The following is a 25,587-nucleotide window of genomic DNA, read 5'->3' on the forward strand; positions in this document are numbered from 1 at the left end:
TGGCGGGAGGCCAACGCGAGTGATCTCCTCCCTCATGGGGGAGATGGCCGGCAGACCAGAAAGGGGCGCGAAGAAACTCCACCATGCCTCCTATCCCTACCTCCCCTTCCACACCGGGTCGCGCTTCTCGGCAAACGCCTTGAAGCCCTCGAGATTGTCCTCCGAGGCGTAGAGCTCGTCCACGGTTGCGAATTGCCGCTTGGTGATGCGGTTCATCGTTTCCTGGAAGCCCATCACCTCGGCGGCGCGGGCCACCTCCTTGATGGCAGCGAAGACCAGCGGCGGGCCGCCGGCGAGCAGGCGGGCGATCTCCCAGACGCGGTCCTCCAGCTTGTCGGCCGGCAGCACCTCGTTGACCAGGCCCCAGCGATGGGCCTCGGCCACGTCCATCCAGCGGCCGGTGAGCAGAAGATCCATCGCCACGTGATAGGGAATGCGCTTGGGCAACTTGATCGTCGCGGCATCAGCCAGCGTGCCCGCGCGGATCTCGGGCAGTGCGAAGCTCGAATGCTCGGAGGCGTAGATCAGGTCGCAGGATAGCGCCAGTTCGAAGCCGCCGCCGACCGCCATGCCGTTGACGCAGGCGATCACGGGCTTGTTGAGGTCACGCAACTCCTGCAACCCGCCGAAGCCGCCGACGCCATAGTCGCCGTCGACCGCGTCGCCGCTGGCCGCCGCCTTCAGGTCCCAGCCGGCGGAAAAGAACTTCTCGCCCGCCGTCTTCACGATGGCGATACGCAGGCTGTCATCGTCACGGAAGGCCTTGAACGTCTCGCCCAGCAGCCGCGAGGTCGCAAGGTCGATGGCATTGGCCTTGGGCCGGTCGAGCGTGACCTCGAGGATCACACCTTCCCTGCGGGTTTTCACGACGTCGGACATTTTTTTTCCTCCATTGCCCTTGCCCAGACCTATGCCTGGGCAAGCCTTTCAAAGCCGTGGGCGGGATAGCCCCTCGCCCTTGCCCTCTCGCCGTGAAGAATGGGGCGAAGGAGGCGTCAACGTTGCGGCCGGCTTGCCTCTCCCCGTCCTTCACCGAAAGAAAGTCCGGCAGAGGGGCCATTCACGACCAGCAGCGCGTCCGCGATCCAGGCTCCCTGCCCTTCGCCACAGACGATCAGCGGGTTGATGTCGAGTTCCTCGATTGCCTCGACATAATTGGACACGAAGCCGGCGATCGCCATGATCGCATCAACGGCAGCACCAACATCCGCCCTCGCGCGGCCGCGATAGCCGTCGAGCAGCGGATACATCTTCAGCCCCTGCAGCGCCGCCTCCACCTCGCTGCGCGAGGCCGGTAAGAGCAGCGTCGCGCTGTCCTTGATGATTTCGACCAGCACGCCGCCGGTACCGATGGTCATGACAGGGCCGAACAGCGGATCACTGGTGACGCCGACGATCAGCTCGGCGACACCGCCCGAGACCATCTTTTCGACATAGAGGCCGGAGCCGAGCGGCAGCAGGGCTGCCGCTGCCGTGCCGACATCTTCGGCGGTTTTCAGATTCAGCCTGACGGCACCGAGTTCGCTCTTGTGGGCAACGCCGAGTGCCTTGAGCGCCACGGGATATCCCAGCGCCTCGGCGGCTGAGATGGCCTCGGTCACGCTTGCCGCGCGTCGGCCCGACGGTACAGCAAGGCCGGCGTCGCGCAACAGGAATTTGGCGGCGGCTTCATCGAAGGTGGTTCGGGAAACGTCCCCCTCTGGCCTGCCGGAGAGAGGTGTGCAGGTGCCACCGCCAATCGATGCTGCAATCGGCCTGGCCCAGGCCTCGCCAATCGCCGCCGCCGCCTCCGCCGCGTCCATTGCCTCTGATATCCCCTGCAAGGGCACGATCCCGCGCGAAAACAGGTCGGCGGCATGCTCTTCGGTCAGGTTCTCCGACATCGACGCCACCACGGCGCCGCGCGCGCCATTGGCCTTCAGCGCAGCCTCGAAAGCGCGCACGGTCGGCCACCAGTCGGCATCCGAGCAGCGGTCGTTGCGTGGGAAGTCGAGCACCAGCATGTTGAGGTCGAAGCCGCCCGACGCCATCGCCGTGAAGGTGGCCGTCATCGCCGGTTCGTCGTTCCAGATGAAGGTGTGGTAGTCGAGCGGATTGGCGACCGCCACGAAGGCGCCGAGCGTCGACTTGACCCTCGCATAGTGCTCAGGCGTCAGTGCAGGGAAACGCAGCCGTCGCTCCTCGGCGCTGTCGGCCATGACGGAGGCTTCGCCGCCCGAGCAACTCATCGACGACAGCGCGAAGCCGGGCAGCGGGCCAATCGCGTGCAGCAGCTTCAGCGTTTCGAGCAGCGACGGGATGGTGTCGACGCGGGCGATGCCGAGCCGCCTGAGGAAGGCATCCGATGCGGCGTCGGAGCCTGCGAGCGACGCGGTGTGCGAGATCGTCGCCTTGCGCGCCTGTTCGGAGCGGCCGACCTTCATGGCGACGATCGGCTTATTCAGTTCGCGCGCCCGCGCCGCCAACCGCTCGAAGCCGTCGACGGTATCGAACCCCTCGATGTGCAGCCCGAGGCACGACACGCGCTCGTCCTCGATCAGCCCAAGCGCCATCTCGGAGAGTCCGGTCTGCGCCTGGTTACCGGCCGTCATCAGGAAGGCCACCGGCAGGCCACGCTTCTGCATGGTCAGGTTGCAGGCGATATTGGACGACTGCGTTATGATGGCAACGCCGCGCCCGCCAGTCGCGAGCCTCCGGCCGCCATGCTGGTCGGGCCACAACAATGCGCCGTCGGCATAGTTGATCAGGCCGTAGCAATTGGGTCCGATGACGGGCATGCCACCGGCCGCCGCCACCAGCTCGACCTGCAGCCGCTCGCCGTCGGCATCGTCGTTGCCAGCCTCGAGGAAGCCCGAGGCAAAGCAGATCGCCCCGCCTGCGCCGCGTGCGGAGAGTTGTGAGATCACCTCGATGGTCAGGAAGCGGTTGACGCCGACGAAGGCGGCGTCGGGGGCACCGGGCAGCTCTGCGACCGAGCGGTAAGTCCTGATGCCCTCGACCTCGTCCTTAGTCGGATGCACCGGCCAGATGTCACCGGCAAACCCCATCTTCAGGCATTGCTTGACCACCGCCGCCGCCTGCGAGCCGCCGAACACGGCGATCGACTTCGGCCGTAGCAGGCGCTCGAGCCGCGTTCGCCCTGAAGGCTTCGGGGTGGAGGTGGTCAAAGTCGAGCTACTCATTTCCACCCCCACCCGGCCCTGCGGGCCACCCTGCCCCGAAGAGCAAGGTCAAACTTGTCTGCCGCTTCCGCAGCCTCAAAATCATCCGCCCACCGCTCTGAGCAGCGCGCGCGAAATGATGTGTCGCTGGATTTCCGACGTGCCTTCCCAGATGCGCTCGACGCGGGCGTCGCGCCAGATGCGCTCCAGCGGCAGGTCGTCCATCAGGCCCATGCCGCCATGGATCTGGATCGCCTCGTCGGCGACGAAGGCCAGCATCTCGGTGGCCTTGAGCTTGGCCATCGCCATGTCCTGGTCGGTGACCGTGCCCTGGTCGTATTTCCAGCCGGCCTCCATGACCATCAGTTCGGCCGCCTTGAGCTCGGTTGCCATGTCGGCGAGCTTGAAGGACACGCCCTGGAACTTGCCGATCTGCTGGCCGAACTGTTCGCGTTGGGCGGCATATTCGATGGCATGGCCAAGCGCGCGTTCGGCACGGCCGAGACAGGTTGCACCGACCTGCAGGCGGGTGGCCCCCAGCCAGGAGTTCGCGACCTCGAACCCCTTGTGCACCTCGCCAAGGATCTGGCTCGCCGGCAACCGGCAGTCGTCGAACTCCAGCACCGAATTGGTGTAGCCGCGATGCGAGACGTTGCGGTAGCCCTCCCGCACGGTGAAGCCGGGGGTGCCCTTGTCGACGAAGAAGGCGGTGATCTTCTTGCGTTTGCCACGGGGACTGTCCTCCTCGCCCGAGGCCATGAAGACGATGGCGAAATCGGCAATATCGGCGTGGGAGATGAAATGCTTGGTGCCGTTGAGCACCCAGTCGCCGCCCTGTTCGACGGCGCTCGCCTTCATGCCGCGCAAGTCCGAACCGGCGCCCGGCTCGGTCATGGCGAGACAGTCCGATTTTTCGCCGCGGATACAGGGGAAAAGGTACTTTTCGCGCTGCTCCGCCGTACCGGCGAGAAGGATGTTCGAAGGGCGCGCCACGCAGGTCCAATGCAGCGCATAGTTGGCGCGGCCGAGCTCCTTCTCGTAGAGCAGCCAGGTCAGCGTATCGAGCCCGGCGCCACCGACATCTGATGGCATGTTGGCTGCATAGAGCCCGGCAGATATCGCCTTTCCCTTGATCTCCTCGATCAGCTCGCGCCTGAGATGGCCCGTGCGCTCGACCTCCTGCTCATGCGGATAAAGCTCGTTCTCGACGAAGGCGCGCGTCGTGTCGACGATCAGCTGCTGTTCTTCGGACAGACCGAAATGCATGGCTTAGCCCTTCTTCTTGGCCGAAGCCTTTTTCGCCGCCTTCTTCACCGGCTTGCTCGCCTTGGCCTTTTCAGCAGCTTTCGAAACCTTGGGTTTGGCCTGGGAGGCGAGCTGCTTGGTGTAGTCCTTGTAGAGCGCACCGGCGCCCCAGCCCTTGCCCTTGTTCTGCTTCGACAGCGCATCCATGATTGCGACCAGATTGTCGTCGCGGATCTTTTCCAGCTCGCGGATCGACCATTTCGACGACTGGTCGTCGGACTGGCCGGCGATCAAGTCGACCAGCTCGTCGTTGAACTCCGGCACATCCATCAGCTTGGTCCATGGCCACTCCAGGCACGGGCCGAACTGGGCCATGAAGTGGCGCATGCCCGCCTCGCCACCGGCGATGCGGTAGACCTGGAACATGCCCATCTGGGCCCAGCGCAGGCCGAAGCCGTAGCGCATGATGTCGTCGAGCTCTTCGACCGAGCAGATGCCGTCCTTGATCAGCCACAAAGCCTCGCGCCAGGCCGCTTCCAGCAGGCGGTCGCCGACAAAGGCCTCGATCTCCTTGCGGATGACCACGGGCTTCATGCCGATGGAGGAATAGATCTCCTTGGCCACCTCGATGGCCTCGGGGAAGGTCTTGCTACCACCGACGATCTCGACGATGGGCAGGAGATAGACCGGGTTGAACGGATGGCCGACCACCAGCCTTTCAGGGTGCTTCTTCATCGCCACCTGCATGTCGGACGGCTTGATACCCGAGGTCGACGAGCCGATGATCGCATTGGCCGGCGCGTGCATGTCGATCTCGGCCAGCACCTTGTGCTTGAGGTCGAGCCTCTCAGGCACGCTTTCCTGGATGAAGTCGGCGTCGGCCACGGCCTCGGCAATGGTCTTGGCGTAGGTCAGCTTGCCTTCCTTGGGCAGGCCGCCTGGCACCATCTGCCTGTAGGCGCGCCGCGCGCCCTTCATCACCTCGCCGACCTTGCGTGAGGCCTCCGGATCGGGATCGAAGATCGACACGTCGATACCGTTGAGCAAAAGCCGCGCCACCCAGCCCGCGCCGATCACCCCGCCGCCAATGGCGGCTGCTTTGGAAATTGTGTTCATGAGCATGCCCCTCCCGGCAGATTGTCAGCGATCAGACCGCCAGCGGCGCGCGCTTCACGAGGTTGAGCTTCTTGCGCACCTCTTCGGGCCCGATGACCCTGGCACCCAGGGTCTCGACGACTGTAACCGCCTTCTCGACCAGCTGCGCATTGGTGGCGAGCACGCCCTTGTCGAGCCAGAGATTGTCCTCGAGGCCGACGCGCACATTGCCGCCGGCGAGCACCGCGGCAGCGGCATAGGCCATCTGGTTGCGGCCTAGCGAGAAGGCCGAGAAGGTCCAGCTCTTCGGCACGTTGTTGACCATCGCCATGAAGGTGTTGAGATCGTCCGGCGCACCCCACGGCACGCCCATGCACAGCTGCACCAGTGCGTCGGGCGCCAGCACGCCCTCCTCCACCAGCTGCTTGGCAAACCACAGATGGCCGGTGTCGAAGGCCTCAATCTCCGGCTTCACGCCCATCGCGGTCATCATGCCGCCCATGGCGCGCAGCATGCCCGGTGTGTTGGTCATGACATAGTCGGCCTCGGCGAAGTTCATCGTGCCGCAGTCGAGCGTGCAGATCTCGGGCAGACACTGGCGCACATGCTCGACGCGGTTCGTGGCACCTCCCATGTCGGTGCCGGCCTGCTTCAGCGGCAGCGGGTTTTCGACGTCGCCAAACACCATGTCGCCACCCATGCCGGCGGTCAGGTTCAGCACCACGTCGACGTCTGCCTCGCGGATGCGCTCGGTCACCTCACGGTAAAGATGGATGTCCCGGCGAGGCTTGCCGGTCTCGGGGTCACGGACATGGCAATGGACGATGGCCGCACCGGCCTTGGCTGCCTCGATGGCCGAGTCGGCGATTTCCTTGGGTGAACGCGGCACCAGCCGGCTGCGATCCTGCGTGCCGCCGGACCCGGTCACGGCACAGGTAATGAAGACCTCGCGGTTCATTTCGAGCGGCATCGCATTCCTCCCAGCAGCAATTCCGAACCCATGATTGCGCTGCTTGCGCTGGCTTGTTTTGCGTTTTACGAAAGGCAAATGGTAAAAAGCGAAAAGCCGACAATCTTTCGCGAAGAACGTACACCGCTCAAGGTGACGATGCTGGTCTTCTCCGGCGCGTCCATCATGTGTGTGGCGTCGGCCGTCGACCCGCTGCGCGCCGCCAACCGTGTCTCGGGCGAAATCCTGTTCGACTACCGGCTGGTGTCGAGCACCGGCGAGCCGGCCATCACCACCTGCGGCCTGCCGGTGGCAGTCTCCGGTGCCTTCGACCCCGACGGGGCCTGCGACGTGCTGATGGTCATCGCCGGCTTCGGAACGCAAGGCTACGCCACGTCAAAGCTGCTCGGCGGCATAAGGCGCTGCGCCCGCAAGGCGCGTGCCGCAGGCGGCATCGAGGCCGGCACGTGGCTGGTCGCTCGCGCCGGGCTCTTGGAAGGCCGCGCCGCCACCACCCATTGGGAAGACATGGAGGATTTTGCCTCTGCCTTTCCCGACGTCGAGGTTCGCCCCGACCGCTACATCATCGACGGCCCGGTCTTCACCTCGGGCGGCGCCGCCCCCACTTTCGACCTGATGCTGCATCTGGTGCGTTCGCGATTGGGCATGGCGACCGCGCTCGATGTCGCCAGCGTCTTCATTTACGACCAGTCGCGCGCCGCCACCGACGCACAGCCGCTGGTCTCGCTCGGCCGGCTCGACGGCTACGACCCGCGCCTCGCCCAGGCGATCCGGCTGATGGAAGCGCATGTTGACCAGCCGCTGACGATTGCCGCGATTGCAAAACGCGCCGGCGTGACGGCGCGCACGCTCGAAAGCATCTTCCGCGCCTCGATTGGCGAGACGCCGGGGGCCTATTATCTCAGGCTGAGATTGAGCGCCGCGCGCCGGCTCGTGGTCGACACGCGCGTCAGCATGGCCGAGGTTGCGGAGCGCACTGGATTTTCATCAGCCGCGGCCTTCTCCCGCAGCTTTTCGAAAGCCTTCGGCACCGCACCGGTGAGGATGCGCAAGGGCTAACCTCTACGGGCGAGGATCCACTCGACCGCCGCCTCGAGATCGTCGACAACGGCGGTCGGATGCGGCGCGTAGCGGCTTTCGTCTCCAGCGCGGTACTTGCCGGTTCGCACCAGAAGGGCTGTTCCGATCCCCGCCTTCAAGGCACCGCACACGTCGCTTTCGGCGTCATCGCCGACCATCACCGCCAAACCAGGCGGGCAATCCAACCCGGCCAGTGCGGCATGGAAGAAGTCGCGAGACGGCTTGCCCAGCACCGTCGCCTGCTTGCCGGCAGCGAATTCCAGTGCTGCGACGAAAGCCCCGGCATCGAGACTGGCCCGCCATCGGCATCCTTGAAGGTGCGATTGACCGCAAGCGCGAGGAATTCGGCACCGTCGATCAGTTGCCGGAAGACGGCGTTCATCGCCGCATAGGTGAAGGCCTCGGCAGCATCGCCGACCACCACCGCCCTCCTGTCACCAAACTTGTTGCCGGCGAATTCGGGCACGAGATCGGGATGCACCAGGAGATACGCCGAGCAGCCTTCGCGTGCGAGCCAATCGACCGCGGCACGCGCCGGGGTGAACAGCTCGTCGCGGTCGACTGCAACACCAAGGCTCGCGAGTGGGCAACGATCGCCCGGTGCGGCGACCTCGTCGTGTTGCTGACGAAGCGGATCGGCAGGCCCTCGGCGCGAAGCCGCCCGATGGCCGCGACAGCACCCGGGATCGGTCTATCGCCGTCATAAACGACGCCCGAGAGGTCGAGCAGAACCGCGCGTATCATGCGAGGAGCATGGCGGTCCCCGCCCCCTCAGTCAAACCACTCTGTCGGGATCAGGCCACGGCGCGACCATCGGTATCGATATGCGCGCGCATGCTCTGCGCCAGCACGGCCTCAAGCCGCGTCGTCACGGCCCGGGTCCACTCGTCGGACAGTTCAGGCTCCAGTGGCGGCGGCAACGCCATCAGCCTGTCGACGAACGAAGCATCCCCTGATGTGTTCAACAGGGCATCGATCGCCGGGTCATGGATATCTTTGGTGAAAGTCTTTTGTTCCCGTCTCATGGGACGCTAAGTCACTGATTCGACGGGCCTCTTAAGGGCGAGAAAGAGGCAATTCAGGGGCATGCGTGTGCGCCGCCGCCGGGCTCAATCAGGCCGAGTCCTGGCCGGTTCCTCAGCCCGCAACCAGCGGTTTTTCAAACAATATGGTGGTCAGCCCGCTGTCCCACTCCTCGTCGGGATAACGCGCCGTCTCGGCATAACCCATGGCGCGGTAGAAGGTCTGGCTCTGCTGGTTGAAGGTGTCGGTTTCAAGCCGCACTTTTTCCAAGCCGGCCTTGCCGATCTCCTGCTCTGCCCGCGCCAGAAGCTGCCGGCCGAGGCCAAGGCGCTGATAGGCCCCCGCAACATGCAGCGCCTCTATGAAGTCGCCGCTCCAGTGGACCATGCCGGCGACACGGCCGTCGACTTCGGCCACCCAGAAGGCGAGACCATTTTGATCGACATAACGGCCGCCGATATCGGATGAGAGATAGCGCCCGGCCGACGCCGCGCTGATTTCCGGCCGCCAGGTGCTTTCGAACGTGTCGGCCAACACCTGCTTCACTTGGGCGAAATCAGCTGTCTTCGCCGGCCGCACCAGGATGTTACGCTTGTCCATGCTGTCGCTCCTGCTCTTGAGGCGTCCGTCTAGCATCGGCCCTGCCTTTGAACATCGGACAGCGTGTACAAAAAATGGCGCCAGCCCTGGGGCCGGCGCCATCATTCATCGCGGTTCGAAGCCGTCAGACGTAGCGGTTGACGACGTTCTCCAGATATTCCTGCCGGCCCGACTTCGGCTGCGGCTCGATGCCATCGGTGACCACGCGCGCGGCGATCTGTTCGAGGCTGCGTTCGCCCGCAAGCATCGCCTTGGCCTCCGTCGAGTTCCAGCCGGCGTAGCGGGCGTCGAGCGGACCTGACAGAGCCTTGTCCTCGATCATCCTGGCAGCTGCCTTGAGGCCACGGGCGCAAGCGTCCATGCCGCCGATATGGGCGACCAGCAGGTCCTCAGGGTCAAGCGACTGGCGGCGCAGCTTGGCGTCGAAATTGGTGCCGCCCGTCTTGAAGCCGCCGCCCAGCAGCACCTGGTAATAGGCCAGCGCCATCTCGGGCACGTTGTTGGGGAACTGATCGGTGTCCCAGCCCGACTGATAGTCGTTGCGGTTCATGTCGATGGAGCCGAAGATGCCGAGCGCATTGGCGGTCGCCAGCTCGTGTTCGAAGGAGTGGCCGGCCAGGATCGCGTGACCCTGCTCGATGTTGACCTTCACCTCCTTCTCCAGCCCGTACTTCCTCAGGAAGCCGTAGACGGTGGCGACGTCGTAGTCATACTGGTGCTTGGTCGGCTCCTGCGGCTTCGGCTCGATCAGGATGGTGCCGGTGAAGCCGCTTCTGTGCTTGTAGTCGACGACAAGGTTGAGGAAACGGCCGAGCTGGTCGAGTTCGCGGCCCATGTCGGTGTTGAGCAGTGTCTCATAGCCCTCGCGGCCGCCCCACAGCACGTAGTTCTCGCCCTCGAGTCGTTTGGTGACGTCGATGCAGTGCTTCACCGTCGCTGCCGCATAGGCAAAGACGTCGGGATCGGGGTTGGTCGCGGCGCCAGCCATGAAGCGGCGGTTGGAGAACAGATTGGCAGTGCCCCAGAGCAGCTTGACGCCGGTCTTGGCCATCTTGGCTTCGAAATGGTCGGCGATCTCGTCGAGGCGCTTTGCACTCTCAGTAAAGTTGGCACCCTCGGGCCGCACGTCGGCGTCGTGGAAGCAGTAATAGGGAACGCCGAGCAGCGAGAACAGCTCGAAGGCGACGTCAGCCTTCAGCTTGGCGTTCTCCATCGTCTCGCCGAACCCAGTCTTTGCAAACCAGGGCCGCTCGAAGGTCTGGCCGCCGAACGGATCGCCGCCCGGCCAGGCGAATGTGTGCCAATAGGCGACGGCGAAGCGCAGATGGTCTTCCAGCCTTTTGCCCAGCACCACCTCGTCGGCGTTGTAGTGGCGATAGGCCAGCGGATTGGTGCTGTCGGGGCCTTCGTAGCGGACAGGCTTGATGTCGCCGAAATAGCCGGTGCTCATGGGAGAACTCCTTTCAGTGAGTACGCATGACCGCCCCTCACGGGGCAGTCGCCGAATTTCCGTATTCGATTACCTGAGACGTAATTGGTTTCAGTCGGAGCTGCTGCGAAAAGGGTCGCGTTGTCAAAGACGAACCTGACGGAGAGCAGAAATGACCGACTACAACGCAATCGCCGAAGCCTACTTCGCCGCCTGGAACGAAACCGATGCGGCCGCCCGCAAGGCGCTTGTCGACGCTGCCTTCGCCCCGGGCGTGAGCTATCGCGACCCGATCATGCAGGGCGACGGCCACGCTGGCATCGATACGCTGATCGCGGGCGTGCACAGCCAATTCCCCGGCTTCCGCTTCAAGCTGAAGGGCAAGGCCGATGGCTTCGGCGACAACATCCGCTTTTCCTGGGGCCTCGGCCCTGACGGCGCGGAAGCCGTGATCGAAGGCTCCGACTTCGCCACCCTGAAGGACGGGCGCCTGAGCCTCATCACCGGCTTCCTCGACAAGGTGCCGGGCTGATCTGGCCTGGGCGTTCACATCGTCCCCCGGATCGCCGGATAGAGCTTGCGGTAACGCTGGTAGGCCTCGTCATAGGCGCCTGCCAGCGCCGCCACCGGCTCGATGGTTTCGGCAGTTGCAGGCGGCGTGCAGACCTGGTGCGGGTCGGCGCCTTCGGCTGCGATGAGACCGAGGCGCGCGGCCCCGAAGGCCGCGCCGAAATCGCCGTCGGCAGGAATGTCGACCGGCAGGCCGAGTGCGGTGGCGATCGACTTCAGCCAGTAACGCGAACGCGAGCCGCCGCCAATGGCGGTCACGCGTGTCAGCGTCGTTCCGGCCGTGGCCAGGGCTTCCAGGCTGTCACGGAAAGCAAAGGCCACACCTTCGAGCACGGCCTGGGTCAAGCCCGCGCGGTCGATCTCGTGCGCGAGACCGATGAACGAGCCGCGGATCGCCGCATCGTTGTACGGGGTGCGCTCGCCCGACAGATAAGGCAGGAAGGTGACGCCGGTGGGAGCACGCAGTTCGTCGCCGAGTTCGCCGGTCAACTCGGCCGCATCCTTGCCCGTGATCACGCTCAGCCAGTTGAGCGAATCCGTCGCCGACAGAATAACGCCCATCTGGTGCCAGGCCTGCGGCAGCGCGTGACAGAAGGTGTGGACGGCACTTTCCGGATTGGGCAGGTAGGCGCCGTTGGCGGCAAACAGCACGCCAGAAGTGCCCAACGACACGAAGGCAGCACCTGGCTTGACCGTGCCCATGCCGCAGGCTGAAGCCGCGTTGTCGCCGGCACCGCCTGCGATCGCCACGCCCTGCCCCATGCCCCATTTCGCCGCCAGTTCGCTGCGCAGCGTCCCGGCTCGATCAGTGCCCTCGACCAGCGACGGCATGTGCTCGGTGCCGAGACCTGTGGCGCTCAGAAGCTCTGGCGACCAGCGCCGCACTGCCACGTCGAGCCAGGAGGTACCGGCGGAGTCGGACATTTCGGAAATGTACTCGCCCGACAGCCAGAGCCTGAGATAGTCCTTGGGCAACAGCACCTTCGCCACCCGGGCAAAAATTTCGGGCTCGTTGGCCTTCACCCAGGCAAGCTTGGGGGCGGTGAAGCCGGGGAAAACGATGTTGCCTGTTATCTTGCGGAAACGTGGATCGGCGTCGAGCCTGGCCGCCTCGGCAAAGCTGCGCATGTCGTTCCAGAGGATGCAGGGGCGCAGCACCTTGCCCGCGACATCGAGCAGCGTCGCGCCATGCATCTGGCCCGACAGGCCGATGCCACGCACGGCAGCCATTTCCCGCGGATGTGCCGCCTTGAGTTCGGCGATCGCCTCCTCGGTGGCGCGGATCCAGTCGGCAGGCTCCTGCTCGGACCAGCCGTGATGCGGCCTGGAGACATCGAGTGAACCATGGCCGGAGCCTGATATCTTCTGGTCGGCATCCATCAGCAGCGCCTTCACGCCAGATGTGCCGAGATCAAGCCCGAGATACATGCCATTCCTCCCGAATGAGCGACGCGGACGCTGGTTGCGCCCATCCTCTCACGCACTGGCCGGCCTTCATCACCAACAGGTGAAAACGGCTAAGCCAACTTCCCGTTCCTCCGACGGACGCTGCTTATTAGCAAACATTGCGGGGTCGGGTCGATATTTATTTCGGAACTCGTAAAAAATAAATCGGACGCCTCGCTGGCGCGCTTTCGACCTCAGTCAGCCATGCGCCAGAAGTGCAGCGCGCTGGACGAACAGGCCTGACAGCGGGCTTGCCGGCCGCGCGTGGTTGCGCGCGGAGGCGAGCTTCACGGCAAGCGCATCGTTGCCGTCGCGCAATGCCGCCTCGATCAGCGTCAGATCGATCACGTCGCGCTGGGCGTGGCTGCCGCCAAAGCGGTGGGCGATGGATCTCACCGGCTCGAGCAGCCGCACGGTCTCGCCATAGCGCCCTTCACCAAAGGCCTTGATCGCCAGTGAAATGGGATGGCCAACATCCCTTGTGAAGGCGGCATTGTCGTCATCGCGGGCGATCGCCTCGCGCTGGGCATAAAGCATCGCCTTCGCAGGCGCTTCGAGCCCGGCGCCGACAAAGGCCATCATCGCATGCGCATCGTTGAAGGCGTAGTTGCCGGCGGCCGCCTTGGGTGCCCAATTCGCGGCAAGACTGGCCCAGCGCGCCCCCACATCGACGCCACCGAGATTGAGCCGCCACAGGATCGCCGAGGCGTCGACCATGTTGAGCGCCAGCTTCGACTGCGCGCCGTAGATCGGCCCGTCATAAAGCGCCAGCACCTCGCCCGTCTCGCCGAGGTCGTAGTGAAACAACGCCAGGTGCCACCAGTTGTGAACCTGAAGAAAGCTATCCTTCGTCCAGGCTTCGGTGTTGCCACGCATCCAGGCGATGCCATCGCGCTGGCGGCTCTGCATCTCCATCACATGCGCCACCGCATGCTGGGCCCAGCCGTCGCGCGGTTCCAGCCCGACCGCCTCGCGCCCCAGCGCTTCGGCACGCGCATAATCGCCCATCTCCTCGAAGCCGAAGGCCTGCATGCCAAGGATGGCGTGATAGCCGGGCATGCCGCTGTCCCACGCGGGCATCGCCCTGGCGATACGGTCGCGCAGCATCGGGGCATTGCCGGTGAAGAAGTCGATCTGGTGTCCGGCCTGCAGCGCCAGGGCATCGGTGGGATGCTCCGCCGTCAATTCTGCGAGGATATGGCCTGCATCGTGCCAGTGCCCGTCGACAAGACGGCCGAGGGCCGCGACATGCGCCTGTTCGCGGGCCGTTGCCGCGAGCCCGGCAGCGACTGCATGGCAGTCCCGCGCGATCGCCATCGCCTCGCGTTCGGTGGACAGGCCATAGAGCCAGCCCTTCAGCACATGCGCCATGACGAAGTCGGGCGCGTCAGCAATCGCCTTGTCAGCCGAGCCGACCGGATCGCCTACGAAGCGCTGGAGTTCGCTTACCCCGCGCTCGTAATGGGCGGCGGCAGTCTCGTCCGCCCCTGAAAGCGTGAGCCCGAGCCGATCCTTCATCACGGCCAATAATCCTCAGTGCCCCGAGCGCGCGGCAGCCGCGGCAATGCCCGCGCCGACTAGCAGCGTGCCCCCGGTGCGGTTGAAGATGCGGATCGCACGCGGATTGGACACCACGCTGCGGGCACGAGCTGCCACCAGCGCGTAGCCGAAGGCATTGGCAAAGGCGAGCGTCAGGAAGGTCAGCTCAAAGATCAGCATCTGCGTCCAGAAATCGCCGTTGCGGTCAAGGAACTGCGGCAGGAACGCGACGAAGAAGGTGATGCTCTTGGGGTTCAGCGCCGTGACGATCCAGGCATGCGCCATCATCTTGACGGCGGACGCGGCATCGGTGCGCGGCTTGGCGTCGAGCGTGCCGCCGGCGCGGAACAGCTTGATGCCGAGATAGATAAGGTAGGCCGCACCGATCCACTTGACGATGGTGAAGACTGTTGCCGAGGCTGCAAGCAGCGCGCCGATGCCCAGCATCGAAAGCGTCATGGCGGTGAAATCGCCCAGCGCCACGCCGACGGCCATCGGTAACGCCGTGCGCCAGCCCTGGCCGAGCGCATAGGATACGACCAGCAGGATCGTGGGGCCAGGAATGACGAGAAGCACCGCGGACGCAGCAGCGAAGGCGACCCAGCTTTCAAACGACATGACAACTCTCCTTCATTGGAAGCGGGATCAAGCTCCGGCTCCGCGCGCTTGTAAAGCCCTTAACGGGCGGCACGTCATATTCACTCTTTCTCAACCATGAATGGTGAAAATGCCGCCTATTGGTCGGACTTCGCCATGCATCCGATCCCTGTACAACGAGTGGAATTGTGCCGTGTCGAAATCGCCTGCTTCGCCGGTCTCCGGCCCGAACGACCGCCCCGAACCCATGATCGCATCACGCCGCAAGGTGCTGTTCGGCCTCGGCGCCGCCGGCCTGCTCGCCGGTTGCAGCCGCAGCATGGATTTCGAACTTCCGGCCATGGGCCTGGACACCACGTCAACCGGTTCGATCCGTCCGCAGATCAGCGTCGACAAGCAGGTCACCGGCCCCGAGGTGATGTATGCCTCGTTCACCGACGAGGGCTTCACCTTGCCTGAGGTGCCCTACAAGAAGGTCGATCCCAAATATCGCCGCCAGATCGTGGTCGATCCGACTGGCGAGGCTCCTGGTACCATCGTCGTCAAGCTCGACGAACGTTTCCTCTATCTCGTCCAGCCCGGTGGCGAGGCCATCCGCTACGGCGTCGGCATCGGCCGCGACGGCTTCCGCTGGTCCGGCCGCGCCAACATCCAGTACGGCAAGAAGTGGCCGACCTGGACACCGCCGCGCGAGATGATCGCGCGCAAGCCGGAGCTCGTGAAGTGGGCCGGCGGCCAGCCCGGCGGCCTCGACAATCCGCTGGGTGCGCGTGCGCTCTACATCTTCCAGAACGGCCAGGACACCGGCTACCGCGTCCACGGCTCGCCGGAATGGTGGAGCATCGGCCAGGCCATGTCTTCGGGCTGCGTGCGCCTGATCAACCAGGACATCATCGACCTCTACAGCCGCGTCAACGGCAAGACCCCTGTCGTCGTCGGCTGAGCCTGTGCCGGGAAATCCGTTTCCCGGCGTAACAGCTTCAATCTAGCTCGATCTGCCCATTGCGTCCTGAGATAAGAAGGGCGAATGTGCCGAAAAACGGCACCCTTGGGAGGACGACCATCATGCCCTCGACATTCGTGATAGCCCAGGGCGGCGGGCCCACCGCTGTCATCAACCAGACGATGGCGGGCGCGGTGCTCGAAATCCGTCGCCGCCACCCCAAGGCGCGCATACTGGGCTCTCGCCACGGCGTCCGCGGCATTCGCGACGGCGATTATGTCGACCTCACCGACATTGCCGAGGAGCAGCTCCTGCGCATCGCTGCAACCCCGAGTGCCGCGCTCGGCAGCACCCGCGACAAGCCCGACGCCGCCTATTGCGACGTGATCCTCGAAGGCCTCAAGAAGGCCGACGCGCAGGCCTTCATCTATATCGGCGGCAACGACACCGCCGGCACCCAGCAGATCCTGAGCGATGCTGCCCAAGGCAGCATCGCCTTCGTGCATGCGCCCAAGACCATCGACAACGACCTTGAGGAAAACGACCACGTGCCGGGCTTCATCTCGGCCGCCGAATTCGTCGCCGGCGCCTTCCTGTCGGTCGACCTCGATTTCCGCGCCCTGCCCGGCATCTATGTCGGCATCGTCATGGGCCGCCATGCCGGTTTCCTCACCGCCGCCGCCGCTGCCTGGCGCCAGGATGACGACGACGGCCCGCACCTCGTCTACGTGCCCGAGCGCGCCTTCTCTGTGCCGCGCTTCATCGACGACGTGAAGGCATCGCTCGCCCGCCACCGCCGCTGCGTCGTTGCCGTCTCTGAAGGCGTTACGACAGAGGACGGCCGCGCGCTGGTCGAGAGCATCGTGCCGGCGGACAAGCTGGAACGCGACGCCCACGGCAACATCAAGCTGTCGGGCAGCGATCTGCCGCGTGCCTTCGAACAGGCGCTGGCCGAAGGCCTGCCCGGCAAGCGCGCCCGCGTCGATGCGCTGGGCTACATGCCGCGTGGCTATATCGGCGCGGTCAACGCCGTCGATGCACAGGAAGCCTTCGACGCTGGCGCCTTCGCCGTCGAGGCGGCCGACAAGGGCGGCGGTTCGGTGGCGCTGAAATATGAAAACGGCAAGACAGTGATCCGCCTGGTGCCGCTCGCCAATGTCGCCGGCAAGACGCGCCACATGCCCAACGACTTCATGCTGAAAGACACCAACCACCTGTCGGAAAAGGGCATGGACTATCTGCGCCGGCTGGTGCCCGGCCGCTTCAATATCGGCAGGCCTTTCGTTTGATCCGCCGCCCCGGCTGGTTCTCGAAAAGCATCGTCGACACCACGACGACGATGCTGACCGAGCCATTCGTCACCGATTATTGCCGCGCCAACATCTGGCATGTGCGCGGCAGCGACATTGACCTGCTGGTCGACACCGGTATGGGCATCTGCCCGCTTGCGCCCGAAATCGAGACGACACAGGGCAAGCCGCTGCTCGCTGTCGCCACCCACGTCCATCTCGACCATGTCGGCTCGCTGCATGAATTTGGCTGGCGGGCTGGCCCGCGCATCGAGGCTTCATTCTTTGAAACGATGCCGGACGAGGCCACCTACGCCAACATGTTCCGCAACTTCCCCGGTGCGGTTTCGGAGTTGCCTTGCCCGGACTGGCACTCGGCCGACTACATGATCGCGCCGGCGCCACTTCAGCGCCTGCTCGACGAGGGCGACGTCATCGATCTCGGCGACCGCAGCTTCACCGTGCTGCACCTGCCCGGACATTCGCCCGGGTCCATCGGCCTGTTCGACGAACTTAACGGCACGCTGTTTTCGGGCGACGCCATCCATGGCGGCTTCCTGGTCGACGACATGCCGGATTCCAACCGCACAGCCTATTGCGCCACCATGCGCCGGCTCATTGGCCTGCCGGTTCGCATCGCTCACGGCGGCCACGCCGACAGCATCGACGGAACCAGGATGCGCGAGATCGCAGAGGATTATCTGAGACGGAATGAGGAATAAGGGTCTTCAAATTGCGCCAAGCCCCCCTCGCCGGTGAGGGGGACCTACTTGCATGGTAGAGATCAACGACCCGCTGGATGTCAGCCCAGCCCCTCCTCGAACCCGCTGATCGCCTTGACCTCGAGGAAGTCCTCAAGCCCCCATTTGCCGCCCTCGCGGCCGAGGCCCGACTGCTTGTAGCCGCCGAAGGGGCTGCCATAGGGGCGGTCGGTGCCGTTGATCTGCACCATGCCGGCCCTGAGCTTGCGCGCGACACGCTGGGCGCGCGCCTTGTCCGCCGACTGCACATAGGCCGACAGGCCGTAGGGCGTGTCATTGGCGATGGCGATTGCCTCCTCTTCGGTCTCGAACGGGATCATGGCCAGCACCGGGCCGAACACCTCCTCACGGGCGATACGCATCTCGTTGTTGACGTCGGCAAAGACCGTCGGCCGCACGAAATAGCCACGGTTAAAGCCCTCGGGACGGCCGATCCCGCCGGCAACGACACGCGCGCCTTCCTTCATGCCGGCCTCGATCAACCCCTGCACCTTGTCGAACTGCATTTCCGAGACCAGCGGGCCAATATGGTCGCCATCTTCAGAGGGATCGCCGACCTTGACCGTCGCGGTGTATTTCGCGGCGATGTCGACAGCCTTGTCGTAGACCGGGCGCTCGACCAGCATGCGCGTCGGCGCATTGCACGACTGGCCGGTGTTCTCGAAGCAGTGGGCGAGCCCCCGCGTCACCGCATCCACCAGATCGACATCGGCGAAGACGATGTTGGGCGACTTGCCGCCAAGCTCCAGGGTCACCCGCTTGACCGTCTCGGACGCGGCCTTGGTCACGGCGATGCCGGCGCGAGTCGAGCCGGTGAACGACATCATGTCGATACCCGGATGGCGCGACATCGCCTCGCCGACGCTCGGGCCGTCGCCATTGACCATGTTGAACACACCGGCCGGGAAGCCGGCTTCCTCCATCATCTCGGCAAAGACGATGGAGGACATCGGTGCGATCTCCGACGGCTTCAGCACCACCGTGCAGCCGGCGGCAAGTGCAGGCACCACCTTCAGCGTCACCTGATTCATCGGCCAGTTCCACGGCGTGATCAGGCCGCACACCCCGATCGGCTCGCGCACGATGCGCTCCCCGGGGTTCTTCTCGTCCAGCGCCTCCTCGAACTCGAACTTCTGCAGCACCTCGATGAAGCTCTTGATGTGACCGGCTCCGCAGGCCGCCTGGGATTCGAGCGCCAGCTTCATCGGCGCGCCCATCTCGGCCGAGATGGCATTGGCCATGTCGCGCATGCGCCTGTTGTAGGCGGCGAGCAGCTTTTCGAGCAGGGCAAGCCGCTCCTTGCGGCTCGTCGTGCTCCACGACGGAAAGGCGCGCTGTGCGGCCTCAACGGCCTTGTCGACATCGGCGGCGGAACCCAACGAAATCACCGCAAAGGGCTGCTCGTCGGCAGGATTGATAACCTCGAGCTCCTTCGCCACATCGGGCGCGACCCACTTTCCGTCAATGAAGAACTTCGTCTTGCGCAGCATGGCAGGCTCCCTGTTTGACAGTGTTCTAGACCGGCGCATGCGACAGCCGTGTCCTGAATCCGACCGCATTTTTAGGCCGGCAACCTTCGAGCGGGAAGACCTGGGTCAGCGTTTGCCAACCGGTGCCACAATGTCAGTAGGTTTTGCTAATCTTGGGGGCGCCGGGTGGATCGTACGCAGCGTTACCCTTATAAGCCCCCCTCCATCGAGGCCAGTTGCATGTCCATCACAGGTTCGCGTCGCCAGGCGGCGATCGCCTTCATCTTCGTCACCGCCGTTCTCGACATCGTCGCCATGGGCATCATCATTCCGGTGTTGCCCTCGCTGATCGAGGAGTTCGCCGGCTCCAACGCCGATGCCGGCTGGATCAATGGCGTGTTCGTGGCGCTTTGGGCCGGCATGCAATTCGTCTGCTCGCCGATCATCGGTTCGCTGTCCGATCGTTACGGCCGCCGTCCGGTCATTCTGTTGTCGACCGCGGGCCTCGCCGCCGACTATGTGCTGATGGCGGTAGCGCCAAACCTGTGGTGGCTGGCGCTCGGCCGCATCGTCGCAGGCGTCACCTCGTCGAGCTTCACCACGGTCTTTGCCTACATGGCCGACATCACCCCGCCGGAGGGCCGCGCCCGCGCCTACGGCCTGATCGGCGCTGCCTTCAGCGCCGGTTTCGTCGCCGGCCCGTTGATGGGCGGCTTCCTTGGCGAAATCTCGCCACGCGCGCCCTTCTGGGTGGCGGCTGCCATGAGCGGCCTTGCGTTCCTGTATGGCGCCTTCGTCCTGCCGGAGTCGCTCGCGCCCGAAAAGCGCATGCCTTTCGCATGGCGCCGCGCCAATCCGTTCGGCGCGATGATGCTGCTGCGCTCGCATCCCGAGCTCACCGGCCTCGCCTCGGTGACCTTCCTCCTGCACTTCTCCCACCACGTCTTCTCGGCGGTTTTCGTGCTTTATGCCGCCTTCCGCTACAACTGGCATGCCTGGGAAGTGGGCGTGTTGCTTGCCATGGTCGGCGTGCTCGACATGATCGTCCAGGGCCTGATCGTTGGCCCTGTCGTCAAGCGCTTCGGCGACCGGGCGACCATGGTGTTCGGCCTGTTCGGCGGCGCCATCGGCCTCGCCCTTATGGGCTTTGCGCCGACGGGTATCTGGTTCACTGTGGCGATGATCCCCAACGCGCTGTGGGGCCTGGCCATGCCGACGACCCAGTCGCTGATGACCCAGCGTGTCTCCGAATCCGAACAGGGCCAGTTGCAGGGCGCCAATATGAGCGTCGCCAGCATCGCCGGCGTCGCCTCGCCGCTGTTCTTCGGCGCGCTCTATGCCTGGACGGTGCGCGACGGCACGCCGATGCCCTTCCCGGGTCTCGCCTTCTACATCGCCGCAGCCGTCCTGCTGTTTGCGGCCATTGTCGGCTGGATCGTGGCACGCAAAGCCACGCGTGCCGAAGAGGCCACCTCCGAAGCAGTCTGAAGCCTCAGGTCAGCGCCACGATGATCGGTCCCATGATGGTCAACAGGATGTTGCCGATCGCATAGGGCACGGTGAAGCCCAGCGCCGGGGCCGAGCTTTCGGCCACGTCGCTGGCGGCAAGCATCGCCGCGTCCTGCGTCTGCGCACCGGCCAGCGCGCCGAACAGCAGCACCGGGTCGACCTTCAGCAAGTAGTGCCCGACCAGAAGGCCCACCAGCTGCGGCACAAGCGTGACCACCACGCCTGCGCCCAGAAGCAGAGCCCCGTTGGCGGCAAGGGCGGCCACCGCTTGCGGGCCGGCCGTCAGTCCAACCAGCGCGCAGAAGGTCGCCAGTCCGAAGTCCCACATGATCTGGGTCGCCGCCAGCGGCACGTTGGAGCGCTCCGGATGGCGCGAATGCCACCAGCCGAACACCAGCCCGGCGACAAGCGCACCGCCACCCGCGGACAGGGTGATCGGCAGCCCATTGACCATCAGTGTGGCGAGGCCGATCAGCGCCCCGCAAAAAAGCCCGGCGGCGAGAAACGAGATATCCGAGCGCTTTCCGGTGTTCACGCTCTCGCCGACATGCGGCAGCGCCTCCTCAAGCCGCTCCGGCGGGCCGGCAAGACTCAGAATGTCGCCCGGCAGCAGCACAGTTTGCGCCGTCACCGGGATTTCCTGTGTCTGGCGTTTGATGCCGCGCAGGAAGATGCCGCGCCCGGCATCGCCGAGCAGCTGCACCGCCTCGGCCAACGTCTTGCCGGCGAAGCGCTGGGCAATGACCACCTCGGCGCCGTGGCCCAGGAGATCGCGCACCAGCTCGTCCGCCACCACCTCCTTGCCGATGCGCGGCGCCGCCCGGACGATCGCCGGACGGTAGCCTTGCAGGGCGATCAGGTCGCCACGTTTCAGCTCCAGGTCGGGCGACAGCTCCACATCCTTGCCGTGGCGCCTGACGCGCTGGACCGAAACCAGCGAGCCGATGCGGTCGCGCAATTGCGTGATGGTTGCCCCGTCGGCTGCGTCGACGCGAAAGGCGCGCGCGACGAGCGAACGCACGTCGAGCAGCTGCCCGCCGCCGACCGCCACCTGCGCTTGCTCGGCGTCGAACCTGTGGCCTTCCTCCCTGAGGTCGATGCCGATCAGCCGCGGCCCAAGCTGCGAGCAGAACAGGATGACGCCGATGGTGCCGAACACATAAGTCAGCGCAAACGCCACCGCCGCCTGCCCTTGCGCATCGAGCAACGCATCCTGCGACAGCCCGAGACCGCTCAGTGCGCCATAGGCGGTGCCCAGCATCGCCGTCTCGCTGAGGCTGCCGGCCGCCAGCCCGATCGTACTGCCCTGGTCGAGGCCGAGCAGCCGCCCCATGGAAAGCGCCGTCACCAGCCCGGTGGCCGTGACGACGAGAGCAATCGCGGCCAGCGGCAATGTGCGACGCCCGAGCGAGGAGAAGAATTGCGGCCCGCTCTGGAAGCCGACGGCGAAGACAAACAGCAGGAACGCCACCGACTTGAGCGTCGGCGAAAGCTCCGGTACCGCCCCGCCGAGGATCGCACCCAGAATTGTCCCGACGATCAAGGTGCCGGCGGCATTGCCGAAGGAGAAATCGCCAAGCTTGAGGCGCCCCAGGCGAACGCCCAACGCAACCGTGAGAAACAGCATGGCCTCGGGCGATTGCACGATCGGCCGCAACACTTCCAGCATTGGTTCCCCCGCCCCGAAACCCGAACGCCCCTATCGGGCAAGGACCATGGCGAAATAGCCACCGACGGTCAGCAGCACGCCCGACACCGCATAGGCCACCGGAAAGCCAAGCCATGGCACGTTGCTGTCGGCCTCCTTGGCCGCTTCGCGCGCCGGTCCCGAATGGCTGCGCGCGCCGGCCGTCGCCCCCATCAGCAGCGCCGCATTCATCTTGAAGACGTGATAGCCGACGATCCACACGACGATCGGCGGGATGGTGCAGGCAAGGAAACCCAGGATCAGGATCTTGAGGGCGAGATCACCAGTGATTTCCGACATCAGCCCGGCCCCGGCATTCACCCCGACGATGGCAACGAAGACGATCAGCCCCATGTCCTCGAGGATGTTGCGGGCGGCATTCGGCGTGTTGCCGAAATAGCGGAGCCGCGACGAGATCGACGAGACGACGATGCCCGACAGCAGCAGGCCGCCGGCATTGCCGAGGCCGACCGAGGCGCCGAAGGCGGGAAACTGTATCGCCCCGATGAGAAAGCCCAGGATCATGCCGACCGAGAGCGTGACCAGATCGGTCGAGGTATTGTGCCGGGCAATGACGCCGAGGATCTTTCCCGCTTCGTCCACCGCCGGCCTGAGCCCGGTCACATAGAGCACGTCGCGGCGCTGCAGCTTGACGTCGCGGCCGATCGGCTGCGGATGGCCTGCCCGCTCCAGCCTTGTCAGCTGGATCTGGCCGGCCAGATCGTTGGTCTGCAACTCGCCCAGCTTCCTGCCGATCATGTCCTTCTGGGTCACCAGGATCTCGGCCTGGTCGATGGGAATGTTGAGAACACGATTGCCTGGAACCTCTGGACCGATCACCCCCATGTTGCTGGTCAGGTTTTCGGCAGCGCCGCCCAGAGCGACGATGTCGCCGAGCTTGAGAACGAGCTCGGGATCGGCGCCCAGCAATTCGTCCTGCCGTCGCACGTTGAGGATCGCATATTCGGGATATCTGGCGCGGAACTGCCGGATGGTCTCGCCAGCCGTGCCGGTGTTTTCCAGGCGGTAGGCGCGCGTGCCATAAGGCTGGAATGCGGTCAGGCCGGGATCGTCGGCATTGCTGACGCCATGCTCGGCCTCGTATTTCCGGGCCTCGACCTTGGCGTCCAGACCCCACCAGCGCGGCAGGTATTTGCACAGAAGCACGATACCGACAGTGCCCCAGATATAGGTGATGCCGTAGGACAGCGCGATCATCGCGCTCACCTGCTGGGCGCTGCCGCCGGCAGGCGGCACCACCATGCCCGAGGTCACCGCCTGCTCGGCCGAGCCGATGGCTGCCGACATGGTGTTGGAGCCGGCCAGGATGCCGCCGGCGGTGCCCGTCGGCAGGTCGAGGTAACGCACCCCGAACACAACGATCGCCAGTGCCAGGCCGCATGAGATCACCGCCAGCGTCACATATTTGAACGCATCGGCATTGAGCGAGTTGAGGAAGGACGGCCCGACACGCAAACCGACGCCGTACATGAACAGATAGTAGAACAGCGACTTGGCAAAATCGTCGAGCTTGAAGGTGACGCCAAAGGAAGCCGCCAGCGCAGAGATGCCGGCTCCCACCACGATGGCGCCGGCCACCGAGCCGAGCCCATAGCCCTTGATGGTGAAGCCGCCGGCCCACACTGCCAACCCGACCACCAGGAACAGCAGCACAAACGGGTTGGCCGCCAGATATTGCAGGAAAGAGACCATAACACATCCCTCGCAGTCGAGCCTGCGCTTGGACCGCGCAGGCTCGTGCCGGCTTCATTCAGCTCAGGTGACGGCACCGCCTAGCACTTGCTCACCGTCGCGGTGTGATGCTCATGCAGCTTGGGCGGCGTCGAGGTGCCGCCATGCTCCTTCAGCCAGTTGCAGGCATTGATGATGTCCTTGGCGAGCCCATTGATGACGTTGCGGTTGAGATGCGGCCGCACCACGATGCGCAGGCTGTTCACCGTCTCGGCATTGGGCGGCATCGAATAGGCCGACAGCACCCAACCACGCTCGCGCACCTTGGACGAGACGTCGAACTCGTTGAAGTTCTTGAACTTGTCCTTTAGCGTCAGCGCCACGACAGGAATGCGTTGCGTGTCGTTCATGATGTCGAAATAGCCACTCGCAACCAGCGCATCGCGCAGATGCTGGGCGTTTTCGACCGTATGCTGCATGATCTCTCGATAGCCGTCGAAACCAAGCCGGACGAAGGCATAATACTGATAGGCGATCTGGGCCGCGTTGCGGCTGAAATTGAGCGTCGCCGTCGGCATCTCGCCGCCGAGATAATTGACGTAGAAGATCAGGTCCTCGTTGAAGACGGAGCGTTCGCGGAAGATCACCCAGCCGAGCCCCGGCGGCACGAGACCGTATTTGTGGCCGGATGCGTTGATCGACTGCACCCGCGGCAGGCGGAAATCCCACTCGTAGTCGGGGTAGAGGAACGGATTGACGAATCCGCCCGAAGCGCCGTCGATATGCATCGGAATGTTGATGCCGGTGCGTTTTTCATAGGCGTCGAGCCAGTCGTGGATTTCCTGGAAATCGTCGTCCTCGCCGGTGAAGGTCTGGCCGGCGATGGCGACGACAGCGATGGTGTTTTCATCGACCAGCTTGTCGAGATGCTCAGTGGTCAGGCGGTAGTTGCCAGGCTTCAGCGGCGCGATGCGCGGCTCGACGTCGAAATAGCGCAGGAACTTCTTCCACACGATCTGGACGTTGCCGCCGGTGACCATGTTCGGCCTGGTGGCGTCCTTGCCGGCAGCCTCGCGCGCCTGCCGCCAGTTCCACTTGTGCGCAAGCCCGGCCAGCATGCAGGCTTCCGACGATCCGACTGTCGCGGTACCATAGGGTTCGACACCCTTGGGGCCGTTCCACAGCTCATGCAGCCAGCGCACCATGCGTTGCTCCATGGCAAACAGCTGCGGATACATGTCGTGGTCGATGTAGTTCTTGAGGAAATGCTCGCGGCCGATCTCAAGCGCCTCGGGCTCGGTGAAGGTGGTGACGAAAGACGACAGGTTCATCACCGGGTTGGCGTCGGACCAGGCCTCGCTGTTGACGATCGCCTTGGCGGCGAAGGCCGAGATGCCATTGCGCGGGAAATGATCCTCGGAAATCTCTTCGTTGAACTCGTCGTAAAGCCGCTCAAAGGGGGACCGGTTGCTCATAAGACTA

The 25,587-nt window shown here is 64.7% G+C and carries 23 protein-coding genes; 6 read left to right on the forward strand and 17 right to left on the reverse strand.

The genetic code is table 11. The annotated features are described in order from the left end of the window. Nucleotides 1-96: 96 nt before the first annotated feature. The 5 genes from B015_RS0119730 to B015_RS0119750 all read right to left on the reverse strand — a co-directional run bounded on the left by B015_RS0119730 (nt 97) and on the right by B015_RS0119750 (nt 6,471). Nucleotides 97-879: a carnitinyl-CoA dehydratase gene (locus B015_RS0119730; RefSeq protein WP_018429468.1), complete on the reverse strand. Its 783-nt coding sequence runs from the start codon at nt 877-879 to the stop codon at nt 97-99. 116 nt (nt 880-995) lie between these two features. Beyond that, complete coding sequence (locus B015_RS0119735) at nt 996-3,182, reverse strand: acetate--CoA ligase family protein (RefSeq protein WP_051091983.1); 2,187 nt, start codon at nt 3,180-3,182, stop codon at nt 996-998. A gap of 81 nt (nt 3,183-3,263) precedes the next feature. Further along, nucleotides 3,264-4,427, reverse strand: a complete 1,164-nt coding sequence (locus B015_RS0119740) for an acyl-CoA dehydrogenase family protein (protein ID WP_018429470.1) — start codon at nt 4,425-4,427, stop codon at nt 3,264-3,266. A gap of 3 nt (nt 4,428-4,430) precedes the next feature. Beyond that, a complete protein-coding gene (locus B015_RS0119745; RefSeq protein ID WP_026227512.1) occupies nt 4,431-5,522 on the reverse strand; it encodes a carnitine 3-dehydrogenase in 1,092 nt (363 codons plus the stop codon). A gap of 31 nt (nt 5,523-5,553) precedes the next feature. Beyond that, nucleotides 5,554-6,471, reverse strand: coding sequence for a 3-keto-5-aminohexanoate cleavage protein (locus B015_RS0119750; protein WP_018429472.1), 918 nt, complete (start codon nt 6,469-6,471; stop codon nt 5,554-5,556). 78 nt (nt 6,472-6,549) lie between these two features. On the opposite strand from B015_RS0119750, the gene B015_RS0119755 reads away from it, so the two are divergent. Next, complete coding sequence (locus tag B015_RS0119755) at nt 6,550-7,530, forward strand: GlxA family transcriptional regulator (RefSeq protein WP_026227513.1); 981 nt, start codon at nt 6,550-6,552, stop codon at nt 7,528-7,530. Here the strand turns inward: B015_RS0119755 and B015_RS34150 are convergent. From B015_RS34150 to xylA, 5 genes are all read right to left on the reverse strand, one after another. Beyond that, nucleotides 7,527-7,784, reverse strand: a complete 258-nt coding sequence (locus tag B015_RS34150) for an HAD hydrolase-like protein (protein WP_157632787.1) — start codon at nt 7,782-7,784, stop codon at nt 7,527-7,529. The two genes, B015_RS0119755 and B015_RS34150, sit on opposite strands and share 4 nt — an antisense overlap. A 145-nt stretch (nt 7,785-7,929) precedes the next feature. After that, nucleotides 7,930-8,295 (reverse strand): hypothetical protein, encoded by a 366-nt coding sequence (locus B015_RS34155; RefSeq protein ID WP_081623506.1) that lies wholly within the window; start codon nt 8,293-8,295, stop codon nt 7,930-7,932. A 50-nt stretch (nt 8,296-8,345) separates the two neighbouring features. Next, complete coding sequence (locus tag B015_RS0119775; RefSeq protein WP_018429475.1) at nt 8,346-8,576, reverse strand: hypothetical protein; 231 nt, start codon at nt 8,574-8,576, stop codon at nt 8,346-8,348. A gap of 112 nt (nt 8,577-8,688) precedes the next feature. After that, a complete protein-coding gene (locus B015_RS0119780; protein WP_018429476.1) occupies nt 8,689-9,174 on the reverse strand; it encodes a GNAT family N-acetyltransferase in 486 nt (161 codons plus the stop codon). A 124-nt stretch (nt 9,175-9,298) separates the two neighbouring features. Next, entirely contained in the window at nt 9,299-10,624 is a 1,326-nt protein-coding gene (gene xylA, locus B015_RS0119785) for a xylose isomerase (RefSeq protein WP_018429477.1), read from the reverse strand. 151 nt (nt 10,625-10,775) lie between these two features. Between xylA and B015_RS0119790 the strand changes: the two genes are divergently transcribed. Continuing rightward, nucleotides 10,776-11,135: a nuclear transport factor 2 family protein gene (locus tag B015_RS0119790; protein ID WP_018429478.1), complete on the forward strand. Its 360-nt coding sequence runs from the start codon at nt 10,776-10,778 to the stop codon at nt 11,133-11,135. Between the two features lie 14 nt (nt 11,136-11,149). Here the strand turns inward: B015_RS0119790 and xylB are convergent, their stop codons facing one another. From xylB to B015_RS0119805, 3 genes are all read right to left on the reverse strand, one after another. Continuing rightward, nucleotides 11,150-12,601, reverse strand: coding sequence for a xylulokinase (gene xylB, locus B015_RS0119795; protein WP_018429479.1), 1,452 nt, complete (start codon nt 12,599-12,601; stop codon nt 11,150-11,152). A gap of 216 nt (nt 12,602-12,817) precedes the next feature. After that, nucleotides 12,818-14,137 carry a tetratricopeptide repeat protein gene (locus tag B015_RS0119800; RefSeq protein ID WP_018429480.1) on the reverse strand — a complete coding sequence of 440 codons (1,320 nt, stop codon included), beginning with the start codon at nt 14,135-14,137 and terminating at the stop codon, nt 12,818-12,820. Nucleotides 14,138-14,152: 15 nt separating this feature from the next. Next, a complete protein-coding gene (locus B015_RS0119805) occupies nt 14,153-14,776 on the reverse strand; it encodes a LysE family translocator (protein WP_018429481.1) in 624 nt (207 codons plus the stop codon). A gap of 226 nt (nt 14,777-15,002) precedes the next feature. On the opposite strand from B015_RS0119805, the gene B015_RS0119810 reads away from it, so the two are divergent. The 3 genes from B015_RS0119810 to B015_RS0119820 all read left to right on the forward strand — a co-directional run bounded on the left by B015_RS0119810 (nt 15,003) and on the right by B015_RS0119820 (nt 17,709). Then, on the forward strand, nt 15,003-15,698 hold the full coding sequence (locus B015_RS0119810) for a L,D-transpeptidase (RefSeq protein ID WP_081623568.1): 696 nt from the start codon (nt 15,003-15,005) through the stop codon (nt 15,696-15,698). A 122-nt stretch (nt 15,699-15,820) separates the two neighbouring features. Continuing rightward, entirely contained in the window at nt 15,821-16,987 is a 1,167-nt protein-coding gene (locus B015_RS0119815; protein ID WP_018429483.1) for a diphosphate--fructose-6-phosphate 1-phosphotransferase, read from the forward strand. Nucleotides 16,988-17,037: 50 nt separating this feature from the next. After that, a complete protein-coding gene (locus B015_RS0119820; RefSeq protein ID WP_051091984.1) occupies nt 17,038-17,709 on the forward strand; it encodes an MBL fold metallo-hydrolase in 672 nt (223 codons plus the stop codon). 80 nt (nt 17,710-17,789) lie between these two features. On the opposite strand, the gene B015_RS0119825 is transcribed toward B015_RS0119820, so the two are convergent. Continuing rightward, a complete protein-coding gene (locus B015_RS0119825) occupies nt 17,790-19,238 on the reverse strand; it encodes an aldehyde dehydrogenase family protein (RefSeq protein ID WP_018429485.1) in 1,449 nt (482 codons plus the stop codon). 219 nt (nt 19,239-19,457) lie between these two features. Between B015_RS0119825 and B015_RS0119830 the strand changes: the two genes are divergently transcribed. After that, nucleotides 19,458-20,705, forward strand: coding sequence for a tetracycline resistance MFS efflux pump (locus tag B015_RS0119830; RefSeq protein WP_018429486.1), 1,248 nt, complete (start codon nt 19,458-19,460; stop codon nt 20,703-20,705). 4 nt (nt 20,706-20,709) lie between these two features. Here the strand turns inward: B015_RS0119830 and B015_RS0119835 are convergent, their stop codons facing one another. The 3 genes from B015_RS0119835 to B015_RS0119845 form a co-directional block, all read right to left on the reverse strand. Next, the gene (locus B015_RS0119835) at nt 20,710-22,395 is read right to left on the reverse strand and encodes a TrkA C-terminal domain-containing protein (RefSeq protein WP_018429487.1); all 1,686 of its coding nucleotides are present in this window, start codon (nt 22,393-22,395) and stop codon (nt 20,710-20,712) included. Between the two features lie 30 nt (nt 22,396-22,425). Continuing rightward, the gene (locus B015_RS0119840) at nt 22,426-24,126 is read right to left on the reverse strand and encodes a hypothetical protein (RefSeq protein ID WP_018429488.1); all 1,701 of its coding nucleotides are present in this window, start codon (nt 24,124-24,126) and stop codon (nt 22,426-22,428) included. Nucleotides 24,127-24,206: 80 nt separating this feature from the next. Beyond that, nucleotides 24,207-25,580, reverse strand: coding sequence for a glutamate decarboxylase (locus B015_RS0119845; protein ID WP_018429489.1), 1,374 nt, complete (start codon nt 25,578-25,580; stop codon nt 24,207-24,209). Nucleotides 25,581-25,587: the final 7 nt, after the last annotated feature.

This window comes from Hoeflea sp. 108, from assembly GCF_000372965.1.
GTDB lineage: Bacteria > Pseudomonadota > Alphaproteobacteria > Rhizobiales > Rhizobiaceae > Aminobacter.